The following is an 18,282-nucleotide window of genomic DNA, read 5'->3' on the forward strand; positions in this document are numbered from 1 at the left end:
CTTATATTTAAGGAGGAATTTTTCTGATTACACCTTATTTAATTTTTAATGGCGAAGCAACGGAAGCAATCTCTTTCTATGCAGACGTTTTCCAAAGTACCGATACTTCTATTATGACATTTGGTGAAGCTCCTGAAAACCCAGAACATCCCTTACCAGAAAACGCGGAAAATCGAGTTATGCATGGCTACGTAACAGTGGCTGGCGAAAAAATTATGTTTTCTGATACATTTAATGGTACTCCAACAACAATCGGCAATAATGTCACGCTCGCAGTCATTTCAAATGATGAACAATTTATGCGCCAAGCTTTCGCCAAACTTGCTGAAGAGGGCGAAGTCTTTATGGAGTTACAAGAAATGTTCTTCAGCCCACTGTATGGTTCTCTTCGCGATAAATATGATATTGAATGGCAATTTAATTATGAATAGTTAATCTGATATATAACAGAGTTACATGTTAAATGTAGCTCTTTTTTTATTTTTTTAACTACTTTATACAAAAAATCTATTTTTTGTTCTATAACTACTTGATTTTATTTATATCTGTTATATAATAGGATAAATTATAGAACAATTAAAGGAGCTGGTTATCTATGATTCAACTATTACACGTAACACCAAAAACAGTAGGAAAATTCATCGGTCTGGGGTCAACACGTAAAGTGGATCGCTTTGACCAGTTTGTCGTAAAGACCTTTTTACACCCGCTTGGTGAAAAACAAAGTCATTTAGAACAGCAAATGTACGAGCGCCTATATCAAGAAAACTTGCATGCAAACGTGGCACCTATTTTACATATGGATGAGAATGTATGTGTACAACCATACTATCGCCCTGTGCCCGCTGACCTTGGCAATTATGCAATTGACTTTGAAACGGACCCTCGTGTCACCGATTCTTTACGCCAAGCAATTCATTTATTAAAAGATGAAATGGATTGCTATGATATTTTTGACAGCAGCAATTATGCATTAAATAAAGAAGGTAAACTTATGCTTATCGACTATGGTATGACCTATGAAATGTATATGACTGAGTGGCTACCGCTAGCACGCCAAGGTATATTACCTCAAATCTCAATGGGACGCTGTGAAAGCTGTGGCGTTGTAAAAGAGTTACGCCTATATGGTGAAGATGACCCTGACCGTCGTTGCGTTTCTTGTGGCAAAATCTAATTTGCGCTAACTTCGTTGTACCAGCTCCTTTGTTTAAAAGTAAATTAGTAAAACTGTTTACAAAAAATAAATCGCTTATGTAGGCGATTTATTTTTTTTGTTTGTTTTTTTAATACGCTTGGCAAGATTGCACATTCCGAAGCGGCGATTTATTTTTGATATGTCTGCTCACGAATCGCTCATCAGAAAATAGCTAGGAGCCCAAGAAGCGTGTTTTGGATACAACATAATTGAAAATAAGTGCCAAACAAAGTCTATTTACGCACGAAAAAAAGGGATTTTAGTAAGCATCATGCAAAAAGCTGTCAACGTAAATTTTTATTTACGATAAAAAAACAAATGCTTGCAATTTTTAAGAAATCATTTTGTGCTGTTTTTGCCCGAAACAGGCCAAAAGCGGTCGATTTTGGCGCTCTGACGGTCGGTTTTCGCACGAAAAATTGCGCGTTTGAAAAAATGCTGTCATTTATTCAAAAAAATAAAAAATGCGACACGCTGCACTCGATCTAGCAAAGTGTTTGTGCGGAAAAAGCCCGTTATCGGTAGAAATGGGGTCAAAAATGAATCGTAACGGGCATTTTTTGTCCGCTTTTGAGGAGGCCACGTTACAAAGTTGTCGTAACTATCGCCACACAAGTAGTAGTTATTTGAGAAAATGACAACAATCAGCAAATGATTCGCTTTTTTCTAGGCGTATCTACTTAAACGTGACGCATATTCAGAAATATGTCGTATCGAAAACACGCTTCTTGAGGTGAGAGCTAATTTGTGAGAGGGGATTCGATTTTTAAATGTTACTTAGTGGAGGACTCATATTGCGAAAGCCATTTCTTCGGAAGAGGTTAGGAAAAAGAAGGCGTACATTGTATAATAGGTAAAAAGGTGCGAATAGGAAGCGCTCATATATTTCCTGGTGTATTCGCACCCGTTTTTTCACTGTTTAAAGAAAGAAATCATGTTTGTTCTCTTTAAATAGAAAAAGTTTAGAAAGAAATAGTGAATTCATGATAAATTCAGCTGAATTTATTAAGCGTTCGCCGTCTCACTCTTTATTGAGTGAGTGGATTGAAATTTCGCTGTTTTCCTTAAACTTGCTTAAACGTTTGTCTCACTCTTTATTGAGTGAGTGGATTGAAATGTCTAAAATGGCTCCCTGTCCAATCGCCAAAGCGGTCTCACTCTTTATTGAGTGAGTGGATTGAAATATACGCTCGTAAGTTGCTTTGCTCAACACCCAAACGTCTCACTCTTTATTGAGTGAGTGGATTGAAATAGAAGGTTTTAACTCCGTTTCCGAACTTGTTCCCCGTCTCACTCTTTATTGAGTGAGTGGATTGAAATTAAAACATTTACACTATGCGGTATATCTCGCATGAGTCTCACTCTTTATTGAGTGAGTGGATTGAAATACGGTTATCCAACACGAAGAAAATGAAGCGGTTTGTCTCACTCTTTATTGAGTGAGTGGATTGAAATTCAACTTGATTCATAGCACCTTTAGCCATGTTATCGTCTCACTCTTTATTGAGTGAGTGGATTGAAATTACGACGAGCATATTGGCAAACGTAATTTTACGACGTCTCACTCTTTATTGAGTGAGTGGATTGAAATAAAGGGATGGATAAGCCAGCAAAACTCAAATCAATTGTCTCACTCTTTATTGAGTGAGTGGATTGAAATATTTCAAAGGAATGAAGGCGAAGGGCCCAACCATGTCTCACTCTTTATTGAGTGAGTGGATTGAAATCTGTATACAATTTGCTGCTTTGTTTGTAGCTTGGGTCTCACTCTTTATTGAGTGAGTGGATTGAAATGGCTCGTTGTTTCCTATCGCTTACTTAGATTTTGGTCTCACTCTTTATTGAGTGAGTGGATTGAAATAAAAATAAAAATCTTATAGCCTTTGACACTACCTGTCTCACTCTTTATTGAGTGAGTGGATTGAAATGCTTTGACTTAACCTTGTCTTTTTTCTAGCTGCAGTCTCACTCTTTATTGAGTGAGTGGATTGAAATTATCGATAAGTTTTTATCGCGTGTTACGAGCTTCGGGTCTCACTCTTTATTGAGTGAGTGGATTGAAATCATTAGACGATCAAGGATAGCTGATTGATATTTATGTCTCACTCTTTATTGAGTGAGTGGATTGAAATAAAATGAACGCACAAAATTTAATTGATAACGTAGCGTCTCACTCTTTATTGAGTGAGTGGATTGAAATGCCGCTTAGTAAAGTGCCCGGGACTCCTTATCACAGTCTCACTCTTTATTGAGTGAGTGGATTGAAATAACTAACAGAGGTGTAACGTTTGAACTCAAAAAGTCTCACTCTTTATTGAGTGAGTGGATTGAAATCTTGATAGCTTCGATGATAAGGTCTTTGTTATAGTGTCTCACTCTTTATTGAGTGAGTGGATTGAAATCTTTGTCATCATCTTCTACGAGTTCAAGCGTTGAGTCTCACTCTTTATTGAGTGAGTGGATTGAAATAGTTATTGTTTCTTTGTCTACATTAGGAATATACGTCTCACTCTTTATTGAGTGAGTGGATTGAAATATCATCTGTCTGCTTATTTTTGTAGTATTCCCAATAGTCTCACTCTTTATTGAGTGAGTGGATTGAAATATCATCTGTCTGCTTATTTTTGTAGTATTCCCAATAGTCTCACTCTTTATTGAGTGAGTGGATTGAAATTTTTAAATCCTCTAACGAAAATGTCTCCGCTGGTGTCTCACTCTTCATTTAAAACGAGGATAACAGTTTTGTTTCTTGAAAAAACGCCCGAATGCATCCACATCCACAATCTGTTCACAGGAAGTTTGTAAGGCTACGCGATCTACGTTGCGTAACCACGCGGTATCATCTTGTTTCTAAATTTGGTCAGTAGTTTAGACATACTGGAACGATTTAACCCTTTTCCTTCTTTCTTATAAGAAGTATTCCAACGTTCAAGGAAATGGTTGTACACAAAACGGCAATGACCATGTGTTTGATGAATGAATGCTTGTTGGTCTTTAGTGGGGTAGATACGGAATTTGTAGGCTTTATGTGGCATGACAATCACCTCTTTCTACTTACTTATTTATGCCCTTGAGACTGAATGTATTTTTTAATCGTTATAAATGTCAACATGGTTAGGTACATTTTTGCGCATCTAAGTATGTACAATCATGCTCATAATGGCTATCACTATTCAAATTACTGCATAATTACAACTTGACATAGAGCCGCTATTCATATGATTTTTGAGCCAAAAACGCAGCTATGATAAGGCTGGCTCATCTGCAAAGGCTATCATATTCATTTCTCTATATAAAGTTGTAATATACATTGGAAATCAAAAATGTACATGGTTAAATGAGCGTTTTTGTACATGCCCAAACGCGTATTTATAATCGTTTCTATTGGCGCGCCACCAGTTGTTACAAGACAGTAGCTTTTAGACCAAAACATTCCTTGCCATAATTACTGTTTGATTTCTGGAAAATCTCGTTTTATTAATCGCGAACTTGCTGATTTATATGCATTGATGAATTTTGAAAGTTCGGTATTAGGGTATGCTTTAAATAACATGTGAACATGGTCTTTATCATGGTGCCATTCGATTAAAGAGAGGTTGTAGTTGCTTCCTATTCTTTTAAAAATAGCTTTTGCGTAAGTTGATTTCTCATCATTAAATACTTTTTTTCGGTATTTGACGACTAAAACTAAGTGGTAATTCAATGAGAACACTGAATGATTATTACTGTCTAAAATCAAGCTGATTTACAGTCAAAACTTAATGCCTTGTAGCATTCATCGCCCACCTACTCGCTCCACGCGTTGAGGAGGGTGTCTTCTGCGAAAAAATGATAAAAAAGACTTTTCTATTGTGCGCACAATAAAAAAGTCTTTTTACATGTATATTTGTTTACATTTTTACTTATTTAAAATGCGGTTCATTACTTCTACATCGCGACGTTGTTCTTCATCTAATGATTTCATATATGAATCAATCATATCATTTACTAAATCATTTGCACTTTTAAAGTCACACACTTTTACTAAGTTGGAAATACGATTTTTAGTTTGTTCATCAACGCGTAACATTGCTGCTTTATGTTGTACCGATTTGACGCTTTTAATTTCTTCACTTACTTCATCTTTATTATATTTTAAATGATCGGGTAATGCACGATCATGGCGCAATAATGATTTTTTTGCCATTATTCATCCTCCTCAATTTCAACAATACGATTAATAAATTCATCAATAATTTCATCATACAAATTATGTACACGTCGGTCATGCATATCATCATTTGTAATTCCAACCGAATTAAAACGTTTAATACGCTCCATTGTTTTTACATGGTGTTCAAATAGATTTTCTTCGCCAAAAATAGCGATAGCATTTTGCATCGTTGCTTGCTCTACACGTGAATCGGCTTTTAAAATGACCGGTAAAATACCAACGATTTCTAATTGCGCTTTATCTTCATCTAATAAATCTTGTAAATAATTAATGAATACTTCCGCACCATCTAATGAAGCTTCCTGCGTTTGAAGTACTAAAACGACATAATCCGTCGCTGCAAGAGCTGCATCGGTAATATCTGAAATAGTCGGTGGCACATCAATTAAAATAAAATCATAATTATGCTGAATCGGCTTTAACAACTCGCGGAAGTAAAAAATACGTTCGCGTTCTGCTTGGTCCGTCATACCTGTAAATTTCTTTTGCAAAAATTTAGGGTACAAATGGAATGTTGGCGTATTTGGGATTAAATCGAGGTTGTTATGAATCGTAAAAATTGTTGAAGCTAAATCCCCAGCTTTTACACCATCAAGCATATAATTTGAAACGACAGGTGTTTCATCTCGTTCAGCCATATATGTTTTCAATAAAAATGTTGTCGCATTCGCTTGCGGATCTTTATCGACAACTAATACTTTGTAACCTTGTTTTGCTAAAGTGTAGGCAAACAACACAGCATTTGTTGTTTTCCCTGTGCCACCTTTAAAATTCGCAAACGTAATAATTCTTGTCACTAAAAGCCCTCCCTATGTCATCCTTGCTTTTATTATACATGAAGTTAGTAAATAAATAAAACAGTAAAAATGTTTACATGATTACAATATGACCAATGTTTCACGTGGAACATTGCGTTCAACTATTGCTACGCGTGTCCTTTCTTCCTCATGAAAAATAAAAACGGAACCTTACAACGATTCCGTTTCACGTAGTTATTTAATTAATTCTTCGGCCAATAGGCGATAACTTTCCAAGCGATGTTCAAAAATCGATTGGTTTGAATTAATCATTGCTTCTTCAAAACCATACTGCTCTTGATCTCGTTGCAATTGTTCTGCAACTTGCTGTTTCGTACCTACTAAATGAAGTTTACGACTTTGTGCAATCGTTGCTAAATCCATTTCTGATAGCGGATAATCTTGCGCTTCTTCTGGCGTTAATGCTTGTTGTAGCTCTCCACGCATTAATTGTAACCGTGAAATATCAATTGATTTTGCACGATATTCTGCCTCATCTTCTGTCTCTGCCACAGTCGCCGCATAGCTAACGATAATTTGAGGCGTTTCCATAAAGTCAGAAGGGATAAAACGTTGGCGATATAAATCAAAAATTTCCTTCGTTGCTTGCCCATTAAAAAATTGTGCAAAGGAATAACCTACACCATACTCTGCTGCTTTCGCTGCACTTTGTCCAGTTGAGCCAAGCAGCCACATATTAGCTAATGGAACTTTTGCCGGTGTTGTCACTACATTTGTGTAAGCTTGATCTTCTGCTCGCTCTCCCGCCATTAATTGCTGTATAGCCATTAATTTATTATATTGTTCATCAACAAAAGGACGCTTGCCTTGTGCAAGTGCATAAGTTGCTGCATAATCGCCACCAGGTGCTCTGCCCAATCCTAAATCAATACGCCCCGGTGCAAAGGCACTCAATGTATTAAACTGTTCTGCAATTTTTAATGCCGAATAATGCATCATCATAATGCCACCTGTACCCACATGAATGCGCTTTGTTTGACCAGCGATAAATGACGCGGTAATTTCTGGGGCACTGCTTGCTAATGTCCGCGTATTATGATGCTCTGCAAGCCAAAATCGCTCATAACCTAAATCATCTGCTTGCTTCGCTAATGCCACACTATTATGTAATGCTTGTTGCGCTGTCATCCCTTTAGCAATTGGAATTTGATCGAGTATACTAAGTTTCATGTGATAGCCTTCTTTCTGCTTTTACAAGATTACTTCTATACTAGCAATTCTATGCGCATTTTCCTATCAATCTGCTTACAAGAATGTTCTATATAATAGAAGAAACTCCATTCATCCGAATGGAGTTTACTTGTAAACATTTTTACTTATTAACTATTTTGATTCATTTGCACAAGTGAATACCATTTTTCACAATATACTTCTAATGGCTTGCGATTTTTCGTGGATATTTTTTTCGGAGGATTTTTTAAATAGCGATGTAATGTACTATATGAAATATTTGCTTCCTCTGCAGCGACTTTAATCGTAATGCCGCGTTCTTCAATAATAAACGCAACTTGGTCCATTAATGGTAACTCTTGTTCTTCTTCAATAATTGGTTCATGTGGTACATCAATAACTTTTGTTGCTAACTTTAATTCAGCAATTCGTTTATTTTCAACGACAAGTTGGTCTGGTGGTGTAATCGAAATCTCTAAGTTTTCCCACACATGTAAATACCATAATCGTTTGGCTGTTTCGATTTCTTCAAATGGCTCAGTATACTTCCACGCTTTAATAACCGCATCATTTAATAAATCATCGAGCACACGTTCAACACGCTCACGCAAACGCGCACCGTGCACGCTATTTTTTCCAAAGTCCATAATTTCGATTAAATGACCGACGCGGAATGTAGTTGCTTCTGAGTTGCGTTGATTTTTCCATTCCGAATTCAAGAAGCGCACTAAACGTTTATGCTGACGATGTTTATAATAATTATATTGGAACACTTTGTAATCTAAATAGGCAAAGGCTTGATCGTTATGAATAAGCAAACGATCGATGAGCGGCGAGGGTTTAATCGTCACAGAATAAATTCCCTTCGCTTTTTTTGTTTTCTTATCGTAGGCCATCTCAATCGAACCAATTTGAAAGAGTGGGTGAAAATCCGCAAATTCATAATTTTCACGGTCAATATCTTCTGTTTCAGGATTGATAACAATAAAATCGTCATTGTCCATCGCAATCCAAACGGACGCAAGTGTTGCAACGCGTTGCATAATATCGAAACGTTCTTTCTCGCGCACACGAAACGATTTTTCATAGGGGTCTTCAAATTTCAAACGTAACGCTTGATCACTATCAAAATGGATATAACCATAATCATTTTTCGGTTGTTTCATCCAAGAAAAAGCAATTAAATCGAATAAATCCGCCGACAATTCATCAAGCGCTGAATTTGTCGATTCTAGTAATGAAAACCAAATACGTTGCTTTTCTAATGTATCTGCTGGAAGACGCTGAATTTCTTCATCTGTGCGAATTTCAGCAGTCCCTTGTTTAACACCATCTACAACAATTTCCTTTTGTAAGCCGCCATCTTCATTTTCTTCAAAATCTTTTTTCGTCACTAAATCGCGCAATGCTTGATAACTATGACTTGCATTTGTAATTAAATATTCCTGGTCTTTAATCGTTGAGACAATTTGTTCCGTATTAATATCTGGAATTTCTAAAGACATCTGCTCTTCCGATTTATGTTCAACAATAATGAAATCATCAAGTGGTCGCTTAGTTCGTGCCGACTCTTCTTTTTTTGGTGGCGTTACTTTTTTTATAGGTGCTGTATTTTTCTTGTTATCCGGTGTAGGTCTGATAGCTTCTTGAAGAACAGGGCGCATAACTTGGTCTAGTAAATGGCGCTGCACATCATCGGCTAGTTTTTCACGTAAATCAATTTTACGGAATGCACGATTATCGAGCATAATGAGCTGCACAAAATTTAAAAGTTTTTGGAAGCTTTTCGACGGCGTATAATCTGACTGTTGTTGCATCATCATGACATCGGTCGTCCATTCGGCCACATGCTCAAATTCATCGATATATAACGGTTGTACCGCTTCACAAATTGCGAGTGGTTGTAAATCCTTTGTTAAATAGACATTATCAAGCATTGCTGAATAATCCATAGGGGATACAGCCTGCTACTTAAAACATATACATCTTAGCTTCTTTCTAGCACCATGTTCGAATAACGAAATAGGCCTTCATCTAAACTACGCCTACTATTTGTTGCCTTCTTTTTTTAGAGTTTCACTCAAAACTTAGTCTAATGTTCGATGTATATTGTGTACTCGACAACTTTGTTTTTGCCGATTGTTGAAGTAGCAGTTTCACCTCGCTTTATTATTTTATAGTTTCTACTCAATTTCCGTTGAGTTTATGTTTCGTAAACAATGCCATTGCTTAACTAAATTGTGACACAGCATCATGTTTACTAGCTACGTCTCCCGATAAATAATCGTATTTATTAAAAGTATAACAAATCCACGAAATAAAATCTTATAATCTCATTTTTGTACATCATGTACCCAATAGCTTATTGTGCACATCGAACACACGATTATTCATTCATCAGCACGATGCACCCAATACATATACCGTAATTTCTATATAATCTCATTTTTGTACATCATGTACCCAATAATTTTAATTAATCATTAAAGAATCATTGAATTTAAAGCATTCTATAAAATTTCATTCCCATGCACTGTCTACCCAATAACCCGTTTCATCTCATGAAATCTCACTTTTTTACTGTATCTACCCAATAAATTGCGGTGGTATCTACCCAATAAGCGCTTTAAAATCTCATTTTCTATGCTGCATCTACCCAATAAAAAATTCTGACAATTCTTGAATCCATTGATATAACTAGCTTTACAAGAAATCTCACTTTTCATATTGAATCTCATTTTAGGTGTTGCATCTACCCAATAATTCTAAAATAACGTCATAATACGATGGAAAATGCCGATTTTTGGGCTATTTTGCTCTCACTTTTTTTGACGAGAAAATGGATACACTCCTAAAAATTTTTTTGCGGTGGTATCTACCCAATAAATTATGATATTTCGGCCTTATTTTATTGTTAATCGATAAAATATGTATTTTTATTACAAACAAAACAGCGGTGGTATCTACCCAATAAATTATTTTTTGCGGTTGCATCTACCCAATAAAAATTTAGACTTTTGTATAAAAACGTTTTATAGCAACGCAGATGGCCATTGAACCCACTATTTTTAAATCTCAAAATCTCATTTTTGCGGTAGTATGTTGCACACTTTGACGTGTAAGAGGTTGTTCACAATTATAGATAAACGCTGTTATATCAACGTTTATAGCTGTTTTAAAAAATGAGATAGTGTAAAAAGTTACTTTTTTCTTCGCTTATACTAAAAAAATGAAGCGAGAGGAGGGTGCATATGCCATTTCACATTGAACAATTTATTAACACACTATTTCATGACAGCTTACGTGCAACACCACAACTAGAACAAAGCGCTAACCGTCAAGGCGGCATTTTTGCTGTTGAGAAGAAAGAACATTTACAAACAGCTTATGGGGTACAAGGGGATATTATTACGTCAAAAAAGCAATTATGCGAACAAGCAGCACGCTATTCTCACTTTACGCCAAATCCTTATTTACAATATCGTTATACAAATGGCTATAAGGAATATGTGAAAGGCTTTGAAGAGCAAAATTTAATGCAAATCAATACGTTTGTGATTGATATTGATACAAAAAATTATTCGCCACAAGACATCTTCCTTGCTTGCTTAGATCATAGCATCGGTACTCCTACGCTATTACTAGCATCGCCAAGAGGTTATCAACTGTATTTTATGTTAGAAAAACCGCTTCATTTGAAAAAAGAAGGGGTTGGTTTAACTGTGGCAAAAAAAATTGCTACGCAACTAAAGCGTAGCCTTGAATGTGTTGGGGCAGATATTTTTTGCAACGACTTTGGTTTTTTCCGTATGCCATCGCCAGAAAACGTTTTGTGGGTAGATTTGACACAAACGTATGCCATCGCGCAATTCATTGATTGGTCACAGCATCAAGAAGATGACACAATCTCATTTTTTGTGTCGAAGTGCACACAACGTCAATCTTTAACGCAACAAGCATGGTTTAAAGCATTATTACAAACGCCACATATTCACGGCGATAAAGGCATGTTAGGGCGCAATAACACGTTGTTTACGCTTGCACTTGCATGTTATGCTGACCAAATCTCATTTTCCGATGCTATGTGCACATTAGCTACGTTTAACGCACAACTTGTTCAGCCGCTATCAACACGCGAATTTCATGCTATTTTAAAATCTGCCTACAGTGGTCGCTACCAAGGCCCTGAACGTTTTTATATTGAGCAACTAACGGAAACCTATACATCGGTAAAACCATATGTGAATTATAAAGGTTGGTATAAGCATAAAAAAGAACGCGCAGATCGCACACGTAGCCATTTATGTGAATGGGAACAAGATATTATTACATATATCGAGACACAGCCACGTCAAGATGGCTTTTTATGGACTACACAACGTGCACTATGCGATGCATTAGGAATCCCAAAAAGCACGTTAAACAAGCTGTTAAAGCGTTCTAACGTCATTTTAACGCGCACATTTGGGAAAGGACGCGGTGCAATGACAGGTTTTACGACACGTGCATTATTTATCGAGGAAATGACCGCATTGTATCAAGCTAAAAAACAGCACTCTACAAAAATCTATGCAGCCTTTATAACAACGTGCATTCATGCGATAACAGTATGTGATGCTTCTTCTGCACGCACATTATTACTAGAAGAACTACAACATAAACGAAGGATACTCTTAAATGGTCCACAGTGCCATTACATATCTATATCTAGGCATAGAAAAAGCACAGCCATTTAGCAATCACTGTGCTTTAAAGAATTAACGACCAAAGACATCTTTCGCTTCGTTACGAATTTCTTCTAAACGTTTACGGTCTTGTTGGCGCTGTATAACTTGTTCGTCTTTTACTTGTTTGTATTCGTCGATACCATGAGTAATTGTATCCCACATATCTTCAATGGTATCCATTTTGATACTTGAAGTGCCTGTTCTACGTGCAATATCAACACTTTGATTCATAATGTCTTTTGTTGTATCTCGTAGCATTTCATTGGCACGATCTTCGAAAGCATTAATAGAATCTGCATGAAGTTTTTGACGTTTAGCATTAACTGCATTAATGATACCCATTTTAAAAATTGGGATTGTTGTAACAAAAGCACTGTTGATTTTAGCAATGAGGTCATTATTGCCTCGCTGTATTGTTTTGATTTGAGGAGCAGCAATCACTGCTACCATACGTGCTTTCTCTAAGTCATCTACTTTGCGATCTAAGATTTCTTCTGCTGTGCGTAAATTTTCTAGTTGAATGCGTGCCATTTGATTACCTTCAGCTACTTGAGATTCTAAGTGAGGAATGTCTTGCTGGCGTAATTCTTCTAGTTTTAATTCAGCGGCTACAGCGTATTTTTCAAGATTTAAATAGTATTGAATGTCTTCTTGATAAAGACCTTCTAAATCAACATTATTTTTCTTTAATTCATCTTCTATGATAATAAACTGTTGGTGGATTTTATCAATTTCACCGCCAAGTGATGTGTATTTTGCAAATAAAGAATCAATATTTTTTTTAGCACGATTAAATAATTTACCAAAGAAGCTTGGTTCCTTTAAAATTTCATCTTTATCAAACTTATTCATGACCTTTTCAAGTTGTTTTAAAAGGGCGCTAGAGTCATCTAGTTTTGATAATGTCATCGAATGTAAAATCTTATCAGTAAAGCGTGACAACTCTTGTGAAGGCTCTTTACCGAGCATTAAAATATCATTTGCATCACGCCAGTCAACTGCTTTAATAATCGATGTTACTTCGGGGTCATTACGTAGTGCTAAGCGTGTTTCATTTGCTGATTGTTCTGTTAAGCCTTCTTTTTGTAATGGGATTAATTCAGACATTAGTATTCCTCCTTAGTCAAAAAAACGTTTACGAATTTTGTGTATAAATGATTGTGTTTTTGTCGGTTCTTCATAGTGAACATCAAAGACCATGTCCTCTAAGCGATGAACCGTAAAAATATGAGATTCTAAGTAATTTTCGATTTCTTGCTTACCGGTTGGTGTATAAAAAATAATATCAAAGCCATAACGATTTAAGAAGCTAAATAAAATGGCATCTGCACGTGTGAAGTGACCAAGTGATTCATCGTAAAAGACGATAATTTTTGGTAGCTGTTGCGCATAATCAAAGCTTTGCATAAAACGTAAAATTTCTGTTGGTACCATCGATAATTGTTTTAATGTTGTAATCGCTAAATCACGTTCGGTTTCATTATGAAGCTTTTGAACCGTTGGATTTTCACAGCAATCGATGACAATGCGTGCAATGGCGCGTTGAATCTCAGGTGTGAGCTCTTTATATTGCCACCACGATGTTTCGAGCATACGGTCAGCATCTAATTTACCACCAACTAAAATTTTATCGTAATGGAATTGGAAATTGGCTTTCGATTCTTTGGCATACGGAAATTGTTGAATTAATAATGTATTTGGCAATTCCGTAAGGCTGTGTATTTTTTCCCAATAATGTTGTTTGTCACGTGACATGCCGCTCACTTTAGCAAAAATTGTTGGAATATAGACCGTTGGTTTTTGCGCTTTAAAGCCAGGGCGCATCATCGCAGGTTCTTTCGCATAAATGAAAATATCATCATATGTGTGCTGTAACATGACATTATGTGGCTCATAGTGTTGGTATTGCCACGGGCGATAAACACCTTGTTCGTCTTCTATAAGGCGTTCTAGCTGCTGTGTTGAGCGATAGCCCACCGTAGCTTGTACTTCACGAGTTTGCGTTGGGAATGGTTGCAGCGGCGCTGTATCGCCGTAACGATAAATAGTTGATTCCTCATTATGTGGGTCAAGAGCTTGAAAATCATCCTGACCTGTTGGATTAAACAATAATACATCGCAACCTAACCACATAAGTAGTAATAAGAAATAACGCTGGCTTTGCGTCGTCTCGCCATACCAAACAACTTTTGGAAATGGCGTTTCAGGTGTTGCCTCTTTCATCCATACAATCCAATGATTTTTCATCCATTTGACGAGGTCGATGAGAAAACGACGAAAATCATTCGATAATAACCCTTGTGCTTGTTGCTGTCTGAATGTTTCAATGACGCGGATAAGCGTTGTTTGTAGATGGCGATTGAGTTGTGGGTTGCTATGTTGTGGCACAAGACGTGAGCCGTACATCATCGCAACAAGGCGATTAATGGATAAGCCTTTTGGTAGCTCTTTGTGCTGTTGTAAAATATTTTGGAGCAATTGAAAATCTGCACTATCTATTTGTTTATTTAATTCTTCACTCAATACGTGAACAGTACTGTTTGTATGCCATTCATAGAGTGTATTAAAGTATTCGACATCATCCAATGGAACACCAAGCACTCGTATAGCAACGCGCTCAAATGTGAGATTTTGCTCGGTTAGACTGTAGCGAGGGCGCTCCGTACTAGCTAATAGAAAGTAATGTAGCCAGTCATCGGTGTCTTTCCATGGAAGAGGTGTAATCGTCAGTTGATTCATTAGTTCAGGCCCCCTTCAGTGCTTCTAATACTGTACCACATATAGGTAGCTTTAATCTTTTATTGGGTAGACACGACACTTTTATGAGAATCATGGAAATCACATCCAACTAATGTGCAGATGCGTCATAAAAATGAGATTTTGAGATTCTACCTATGTAACGACAAAGAAACCGCGCAATTGCGCGGTTTCTCGTTGTGTTTATGCGCAGACAATATGTCCTATGCGGTAAATTAGTTAATATCTAAACCGTAGTCTGTAGCAAGTGCCGCTAAGCCACCTTGGTAACCAGCACCTACAGCGTTGAATTTCCATTCAGTGCCATGACGGTAAAGTTCGCCAACAACGATTGCTGTTTCGATTGAGAAATCTTCGCCTAAGTCGTAGCGAATTAATTCTGTATTTGATGCAGCATCGATAATGCGGATAAATGAATTGGATACCATACCAAAGTTTTGACCACGTGCATCTGCATCATGAATTGTTACTGTGAAAGCAATACGGCTTACGTTTTGAGGGACGTTTTGAAGATCTACTTTCACTGCTTCATCATCACCATCACCAACACCTGTTAAGTTATCACCAGAGTGTTCAACAGAGCCGTTACCGCCAACTGTATTGTTGTAGAATACGAAGTTTGCAGGATCGTCTACTTTACTTGCTTCATTAAGTAAGAAAACAGATGAATCTAAGTCGAAATCTTGACCGCCATCATATTTGTTTGTATCCCAGCCTAAACCTACGACGATGTTTGATAAACCAGGATTCCCTTTTGTTAAATCTACTTTTTGACCTTTTTGTAATGAAATACCCATAATGTTTTTTCCTCCTTATTGATAGCTTGCTACAACAGCACTTAAGTTAGCATCTGTTGTGCCATTGCCAATTGCAGCGAATTTCCATTCTGTACCATGTCGATAAATTTCACCTGTCACTAATGTTGTGCTACCAGAATAATCATCTGTTAAGTTATAGCGAATTAATTCTTCACGATTATTAGCGTTATATACGCGGATATACGCATTTTGAATCATACCGAAATGTTGTTTGCGATTGACCGCATCATAAATGTTGACAACGAATACAAGGCGATTGAACTCTGCTGGAATCGCTTGTAAATCAATTGAAACCACTTCATCGTCGCCATCGCCAACACCTGTTAAGTTGTCACCTGAGTGTTGAACGGAACCATCTTTACTGCGTAAGTTTCCGAAAAAGACAACATCTTCTTTTGATGTCACACGATCGTCTTTTAGCATGATAACAGAAGCATCACAGTCAACGTTGCCGCTTTTGCTGCCACCGCCACCAAATAAGCCCCCTAGGAAACCGCCACTGCTTTTATTTTCAGCAGGGTCCCATCCAAGTCCTACTTGGATTTTGCTAAGACCGGCATGACCTTTTGTTAAGTCAACGCGTTGGCCTTTTTGAAGATTGATACCCATAAAAAACTTCACCGTCCTTATGAAATGGAAATATGCTAGCGTAAATACTAGTCACTTACTTATACGACTTAGCTTCAAGAAAGTTTCATTTTTTAAAAAATAGTTAAAGAAATGAAGAACATTCAATCGAATACCGTTGTTTTGTCCATCAAAAAACACTTCCAAAGTTTTAATACCTTAGAAGTGTCTTTCTTTTGTTATATTGTCACTGTTTTTAGGTTAGTCCAGACTAGCGATTATTTTTATGTTGTGCAGCGCGTAATGCTTGTTCTAAAAAATCATATTGTGCAGTAGTTTGTAAGAGTGCCCCATTTGGCTCATACGGGTTACGGTCAAGCTCTTTTAATAGTCGAAATTTTTCCTCAGGTGAAATTGGTAGATCGTCTAAATCGCGATGAAATGCGCTTAGCACATGAATGGTTTCACTAAAATCAAGTACAAATCCATCATAAGGCATTGAATTCCCTTCTTTCTGTAAAAATGTAAACAAGTTTATATGTAGATGCGATAGCTAAAACGCTATTGCATAAGAAAATGAAAACAGGAATCGCGTAATGACGCCATTCCTGCTGTATTTATTCGCCAAGAATTGTGTTGTTCAGCATGATTTTTTGGTGCTATTTTGTAGACGAATTTGCTCGCGGCGGAATGCGTACATCATCTCGTTGCGGATAAAGTGACGCAGTGTAGTCGCTTCATTCACAATATTTGCAATTGATTCTGTTTCTGATACCGCTAGAGCGATTGATACTTGATAAAGTGGTGTGCCATCGTCAGCTGTCGTTTTATAATGTGCTAAAACTTGGCAATGCTTTTCAAGTGTTTCTAAGTAAGCTTGCTCGTAAAGAGGAAGAAGCGTGAGATCTTCCTGTTCGGGCATGAGTAATCGTTCATCCATGTATAACACCGCATTGTGTGCGAGGTCGCGTTGAATCGCTAGATCATCTGCGCATGTATAAAGCTTAAACTCTTCTAAATCATGCAAACGCCAAGCATTCAGCTCATTCGCTAAAACAAGGTGTTCAAAGTACATTTCTAAATCTAAAGAACCCATCCAAACCCTCCTTCATTAGTCATTTTTTATTCATAGAAAAAGTCAGCTGGAATCCAACTGACTATACATTGACAAATGCGTTAACAATTATTTAATTCTAACGATTTTTGATAAGAATCGCAAGTGATTACAATGACAATATTTGTTGATAAAGTTTCTTGGCTGTTTCCAATTTAAAAAAATTGTGCTGGGCCGCACGATAACGCCTGCGTTGTTCGAGCGTTTATGAATGATGTCACATAATAGTTAACTTAAAATTAAAAATGGTTGACTAAAATAAATGGATGGATTATAGTAAAAAACGTTCATAGTTGAGAGGGGGGAAAGAGATGACGACATACACAAGGGTACGTGCACGATTTACTGCGTATGATGTTGTGTATTGTGGCATGTTTGCGGCATTGATGATGATAGGGGCAAACATTACATCATTTATGCCATTTATGGTAGTCGGAGGGGTACCCATTACATTGCAAGCATTTTTTGCAATATTAGCAGGACTTGTGCTCGGTAGTAAACGCGGGGCGATTGCGGTAGCTGTTTATGCGTGTGTCGGCTTAGCAGGGGCACCTGTTTTTGCACGTTTTAGCGGTGGCATTAGTCAATTATTGAGTCCTACGTTTGGCTTTATTATTGTTTTTATTTTGTCGGCCTACATCGCTGGAAAAATGATTGAAGTACGTTCAACAAAAGCAATGTATGTTGCAGCAGGACTTGTCGCCATGATGATTAGTTATTTACTTGGTACAAATTGGTTGTATGCCGCCTATAAATTATGGGCTGCTGCACCGGAAGGTTTTAGTTATTGGATGGCGTGGGCATGGATGTTGCCACCGCTACCGAAAGATATTGTGTTGGCTATACTAGCTGGCTTATTTGCATTTCGATTACGACACGTTATAAAGGTGGGAAACTAAC

General features: G+C 37.1%; 15 protein-coding genes, 1 pseudogene and 1 CRISPR repeat array. Of the genes and pseudogenes, 4 read left to right on the forward strand and 12 right to left on the reverse strand.

Features of this window, described 5'->3' with window-relative positions:
- Positions 1-26 precede the first annotated feature (26 nt).
- On the forward strand, positions 27-431 hold the full coding sequence (locus V514_RS19215; protein WP_327059469.1) for a VOC family protein: 405 nt from the start codon (positions 27-29) through the stop codon (positions 429-431).
- A gap of 164 nt (positions 432-595) precedes the next feature.
- Positions 596-1,177: a hypothetical protein gene (locus V514_RS0112315; RefSeq protein ID WP_029500233.1), complete on the forward strand. Its 582-nt coding sequence runs from the start codon at positions 596-598 to the stop codon at positions 1,175-1,177.
- Positions 1,178-2,216: 1,039 nt separating this feature from the next.
- Positions 2,217-3,872: a CRISPR direct-repeat array (repeat unit 33 nt; unit sequence GTCTCACTCTTTATTGAGTGAGTGGATTGAAAT).
- A gap of 142 nt (positions 3,873-4,014) precedes the next feature.
- Here the strand turns inward: V514_RS0112315 and V514_RS20930 are convergent.
- The 6 genes and pseudogenes from V514_RS20930 to V514_RS0112345 form a co-directional block, all read right to left on the reverse strand.
- Positions 4,015-4,233 carry a helix-turn-helix domain-containing protein gene (locus tag V514_RS20930; protein ID WP_029500234.1) on the reverse strand — a complete coding sequence of 73 codons (219 nt, stop codon included), beginning with the start codon at positions 4,231-4,233 and terminating at the stop codon, positions 4,015-4,017.
- Positions 4,234-4,478: 245 nt separating this feature from the next.
- A pseudogene (gene tnpA / locus V514_RS20035) lies at positions 4,479-4,937 on the reverse strand (IS200/IS605 family transposase).
- Positions 4,938-5,096: 159 nt separating this feature from the next.
- Entirely contained in the window at positions 5,097-5,384 is a 288-nt protein-coding gene (locus V514_RS0112330) for a DUF5388 domain-containing protein (RefSeq protein WP_029500235.1), read from the reverse strand.
- On the reverse strand, positions 5,384-6,208 hold the full coding sequence (locus V514_RS0112335) for a ParA family protein (protein ID WP_029500236.1): 825 nt from the start codon (positions 6,206-6,208) through the stop codon (positions 5,384-5,386). The genes V514_RS0112330 and V514_RS0112335 overlap by 1 nt, the downstream gene beginning before the upstream one ends.
- Before the next feature lie 195 nt (positions 6,209-6,403).
- Positions 6,404-7,399, reverse strand: coding sequence for an LLM class flavin-dependent oxidoreductase (locus tag V514_RS0112340; protein ID WP_029500237.1), 996 nt, complete (start codon positions 7,397-7,399; stop codon positions 6,404-6,406).
- 149 nt (positions 7,400-7,548) lie between these two features.
- Positions 7,549-9,351 (reverse strand): helix-turn-helix domain-containing protein, encoded by a 1,803-nt coding sequence (locus tag V514_RS0112345; protein ID WP_029500238.1) that lies wholly within the window; start codon positions 9,349-9,351, stop codon positions 7,549-7,551.
- Between the two features lie 1,299 nt (positions 9,352-10,650).
- On the opposite strand from V514_RS0112345, the gene V514_RS0112350 reads away from it, so the two are divergent.
- Positions 10,651-12,135, forward strand: a complete 1,485-nt coding sequence (locus V514_RS0112350) for a primase C-terminal domain-containing protein (protein ID WP_029500239.1) — start codon at positions 10,651-10,653, stop codon at positions 12,133-12,135.
- A gap of 21 nt (positions 12,136-12,156) precedes the next feature.
- On the opposite strand, the gene V514_RS0112355 is transcribed toward V514_RS0112350, so the two are convergent.
- The 6 genes from V514_RS0112355 to V514_RS0112380 form a co-directional block, all read right to left on the reverse strand.
- On the reverse strand, positions 12,157-13,233 hold the full coding sequence (locus V514_RS0112355; RefSeq protein ID WP_029500240.1) for a toxic anion resistance protein: 1,077 nt from the start codon (positions 13,231-13,233) through the stop codon (positions 12,157-12,159).
- Between the two features lie 12 nt (positions 13,234-13,245).
- The gene (locus tag V514_RS0112360; RefSeq protein ID WP_029500241.1) at positions 13,246-14,865 is read right to left on the reverse strand and encodes a YceG family protein; all 1,620 of its coding nucleotides are present in this window, start codon (positions 14,863-14,865) and stop codon (positions 13,246-13,248) included.
- Positions 14,866-15,098: 233 nt separating this feature from the next.
- Positions 15,099-15,680: a TerD family protein gene (locus tag V514_RS0112365; RefSeq protein ID WP_029500242.1), complete on the reverse strand. Its 582-nt coding sequence runs from the start codon at positions 15,678-15,680 to the stop codon at positions 15,099-15,101.
- Positions 15,681-15,695: 15 nt separating this feature from the next.
- The gene (locus V514_RS0112370; RefSeq protein ID WP_029500243.1) at positions 15,696-16,310 is read right to left on the reverse strand and encodes a TerD family protein; all 615 of its coding nucleotides are present in this window, start codon (positions 16,308-16,310) and stop codon (positions 15,696-15,698) included.
- A 229-nt stretch (positions 16,311-16,539) separates the two neighbouring features.
- Complete coding sequence (locus tag V514_RS0112375; RefSeq protein WP_029500244.1) at positions 16,540-16,767, reverse strand: hypothetical protein; 228 nt, start codon at positions 16,765-16,767, stop codon at positions 16,540-16,542.
- Positions 16,768-16,908: 141 nt separating this feature from the next.
- Positions 16,909-17,364 (reverse strand): hypothetical protein, encoded by a 456-nt coding sequence (locus V514_RS0112380; protein ID WP_029500245.1) that lies wholly within the window; start codon positions 17,362-17,364, stop codon positions 16,909-16,911.
- A 329-nt stretch (positions 17,365-17,693) separates the two neighbouring features.
- Between V514_RS0112380 and V514_RS0112385 the strand changes: the two genes are divergently transcribed.
- Positions 17,694-18,281 (forward strand): biotin transporter BioY, encoded by a 588-nt coding sequence (locus V514_RS0112385; protein WP_029500246.1) that lies wholly within the window; start codon positions 17,694-17,696, stop codon positions 18,279-18,281.
- The last annotated feature ends 1 nt before the right edge of the window (position 18,282 follow it).

The organism is Kurthia huakuii LAM0618 (genome assembly GCF_000505545.1).
GTDB lineage: Bacteria > Bacillota > Bacilli > Bacillales_A > Planococcaceae > Kurthia > Kurthia huakuii.

What these genes read in the sequence shown, in the direction of transcription:
- V514_RS0112380 (WP_029500245.1), bottom strand. Translation starts at nt 17,364, where the DNA reads ATGGGTTCTTTAGATTTAGAAATGTACTTTGAACACCTTGTTTTAGCG.
- V514_RS0112375 (WP_029500244.1), bottom strand. Translation starts at nt 16,767, where the DNA reads ATGCCTTATGATGGATTTGTACTTGATTTTAGTGAAACCATTCATGTG.
- V514_RS0112360 (WP_029500241.1), bottom strand. Translation starts at nt 14,865, where the DNA reads ATGAATCAACTGACGATTACACCTCTTCCATGGAAAGACACCGATGAC.
- V514_RS0112350 (WP_029500239.1), top strand. Translation starts at nt 10,651, where the DNA reads ATGCCATTTCACATTGAACAATTTATTAACACACTATTTCATGACAGC.
- V514_RS0112315 (WP_029500233.1), top strand. Translation starts at nt 596, where the DNA reads ATGATTCAACTATTACACGTAACACCAAAAACAGTAGGAAAATTCATC.
- V514_RS0112370 (WP_029500243.1), bottom strand. Translation starts at nt 16,310, where the DNA reads ATGGGTATCAATCTTCAAAAAGGCCAACGCGTTGACTTAACAAAAGGT.
- V514_RS0112355 (WP_029500240.1), bottom strand. Translation starts at nt 13,233, where the DNA reads ATGTCTGAATTAATCCCATTACAAAAAGAAGGCTTAACAGAACAATCA.
- V514_RS0112340 (WP_029500237.1), bottom strand. Translation starts at nt 7,399, where the DNA reads ATGAAACTTAGTATACTCGATCAAATTCCAATTGCTAAAGGGATGACA.
- V514_RS0112365 (WP_029500242.1), bottom strand. Translation starts at nt 15,680, where the DNA reads ATGGGTATTTCATTACAAAAAGGTCAAAAAGTAGATTTAACAAAAGGG.
- V514_RS0112345 (WP_029500238.1), bottom strand. Translation starts at nt 9,351, where the DNA reads ATGGATTATTCAGCAATGCTTGATAATGTCTATTTAACAAAGGATTTA.
- V514_RS20930 (WP_029500234.1), bottom strand. Translation starts at nt 4,233, where the DNA reads ATGCCACATAAAGCCTACAAATTCCGTATCTACCCCACTAAAGACCAA.
- V514_RS0112385 (WP_029500246.1), top strand. Translation starts at nt 17,694, where the DNA reads ATGACGACATACACAAGGGTACGTGCACGATTTACTGCGTATGATGTT.
- V514_RS0112330 (WP_029500235.1), bottom strand. Translation starts at nt 5,384, where the DNA reads ATGGCAAAAAAATCATTATTGCGCCATGATCGTGCATTACCCGATCAT.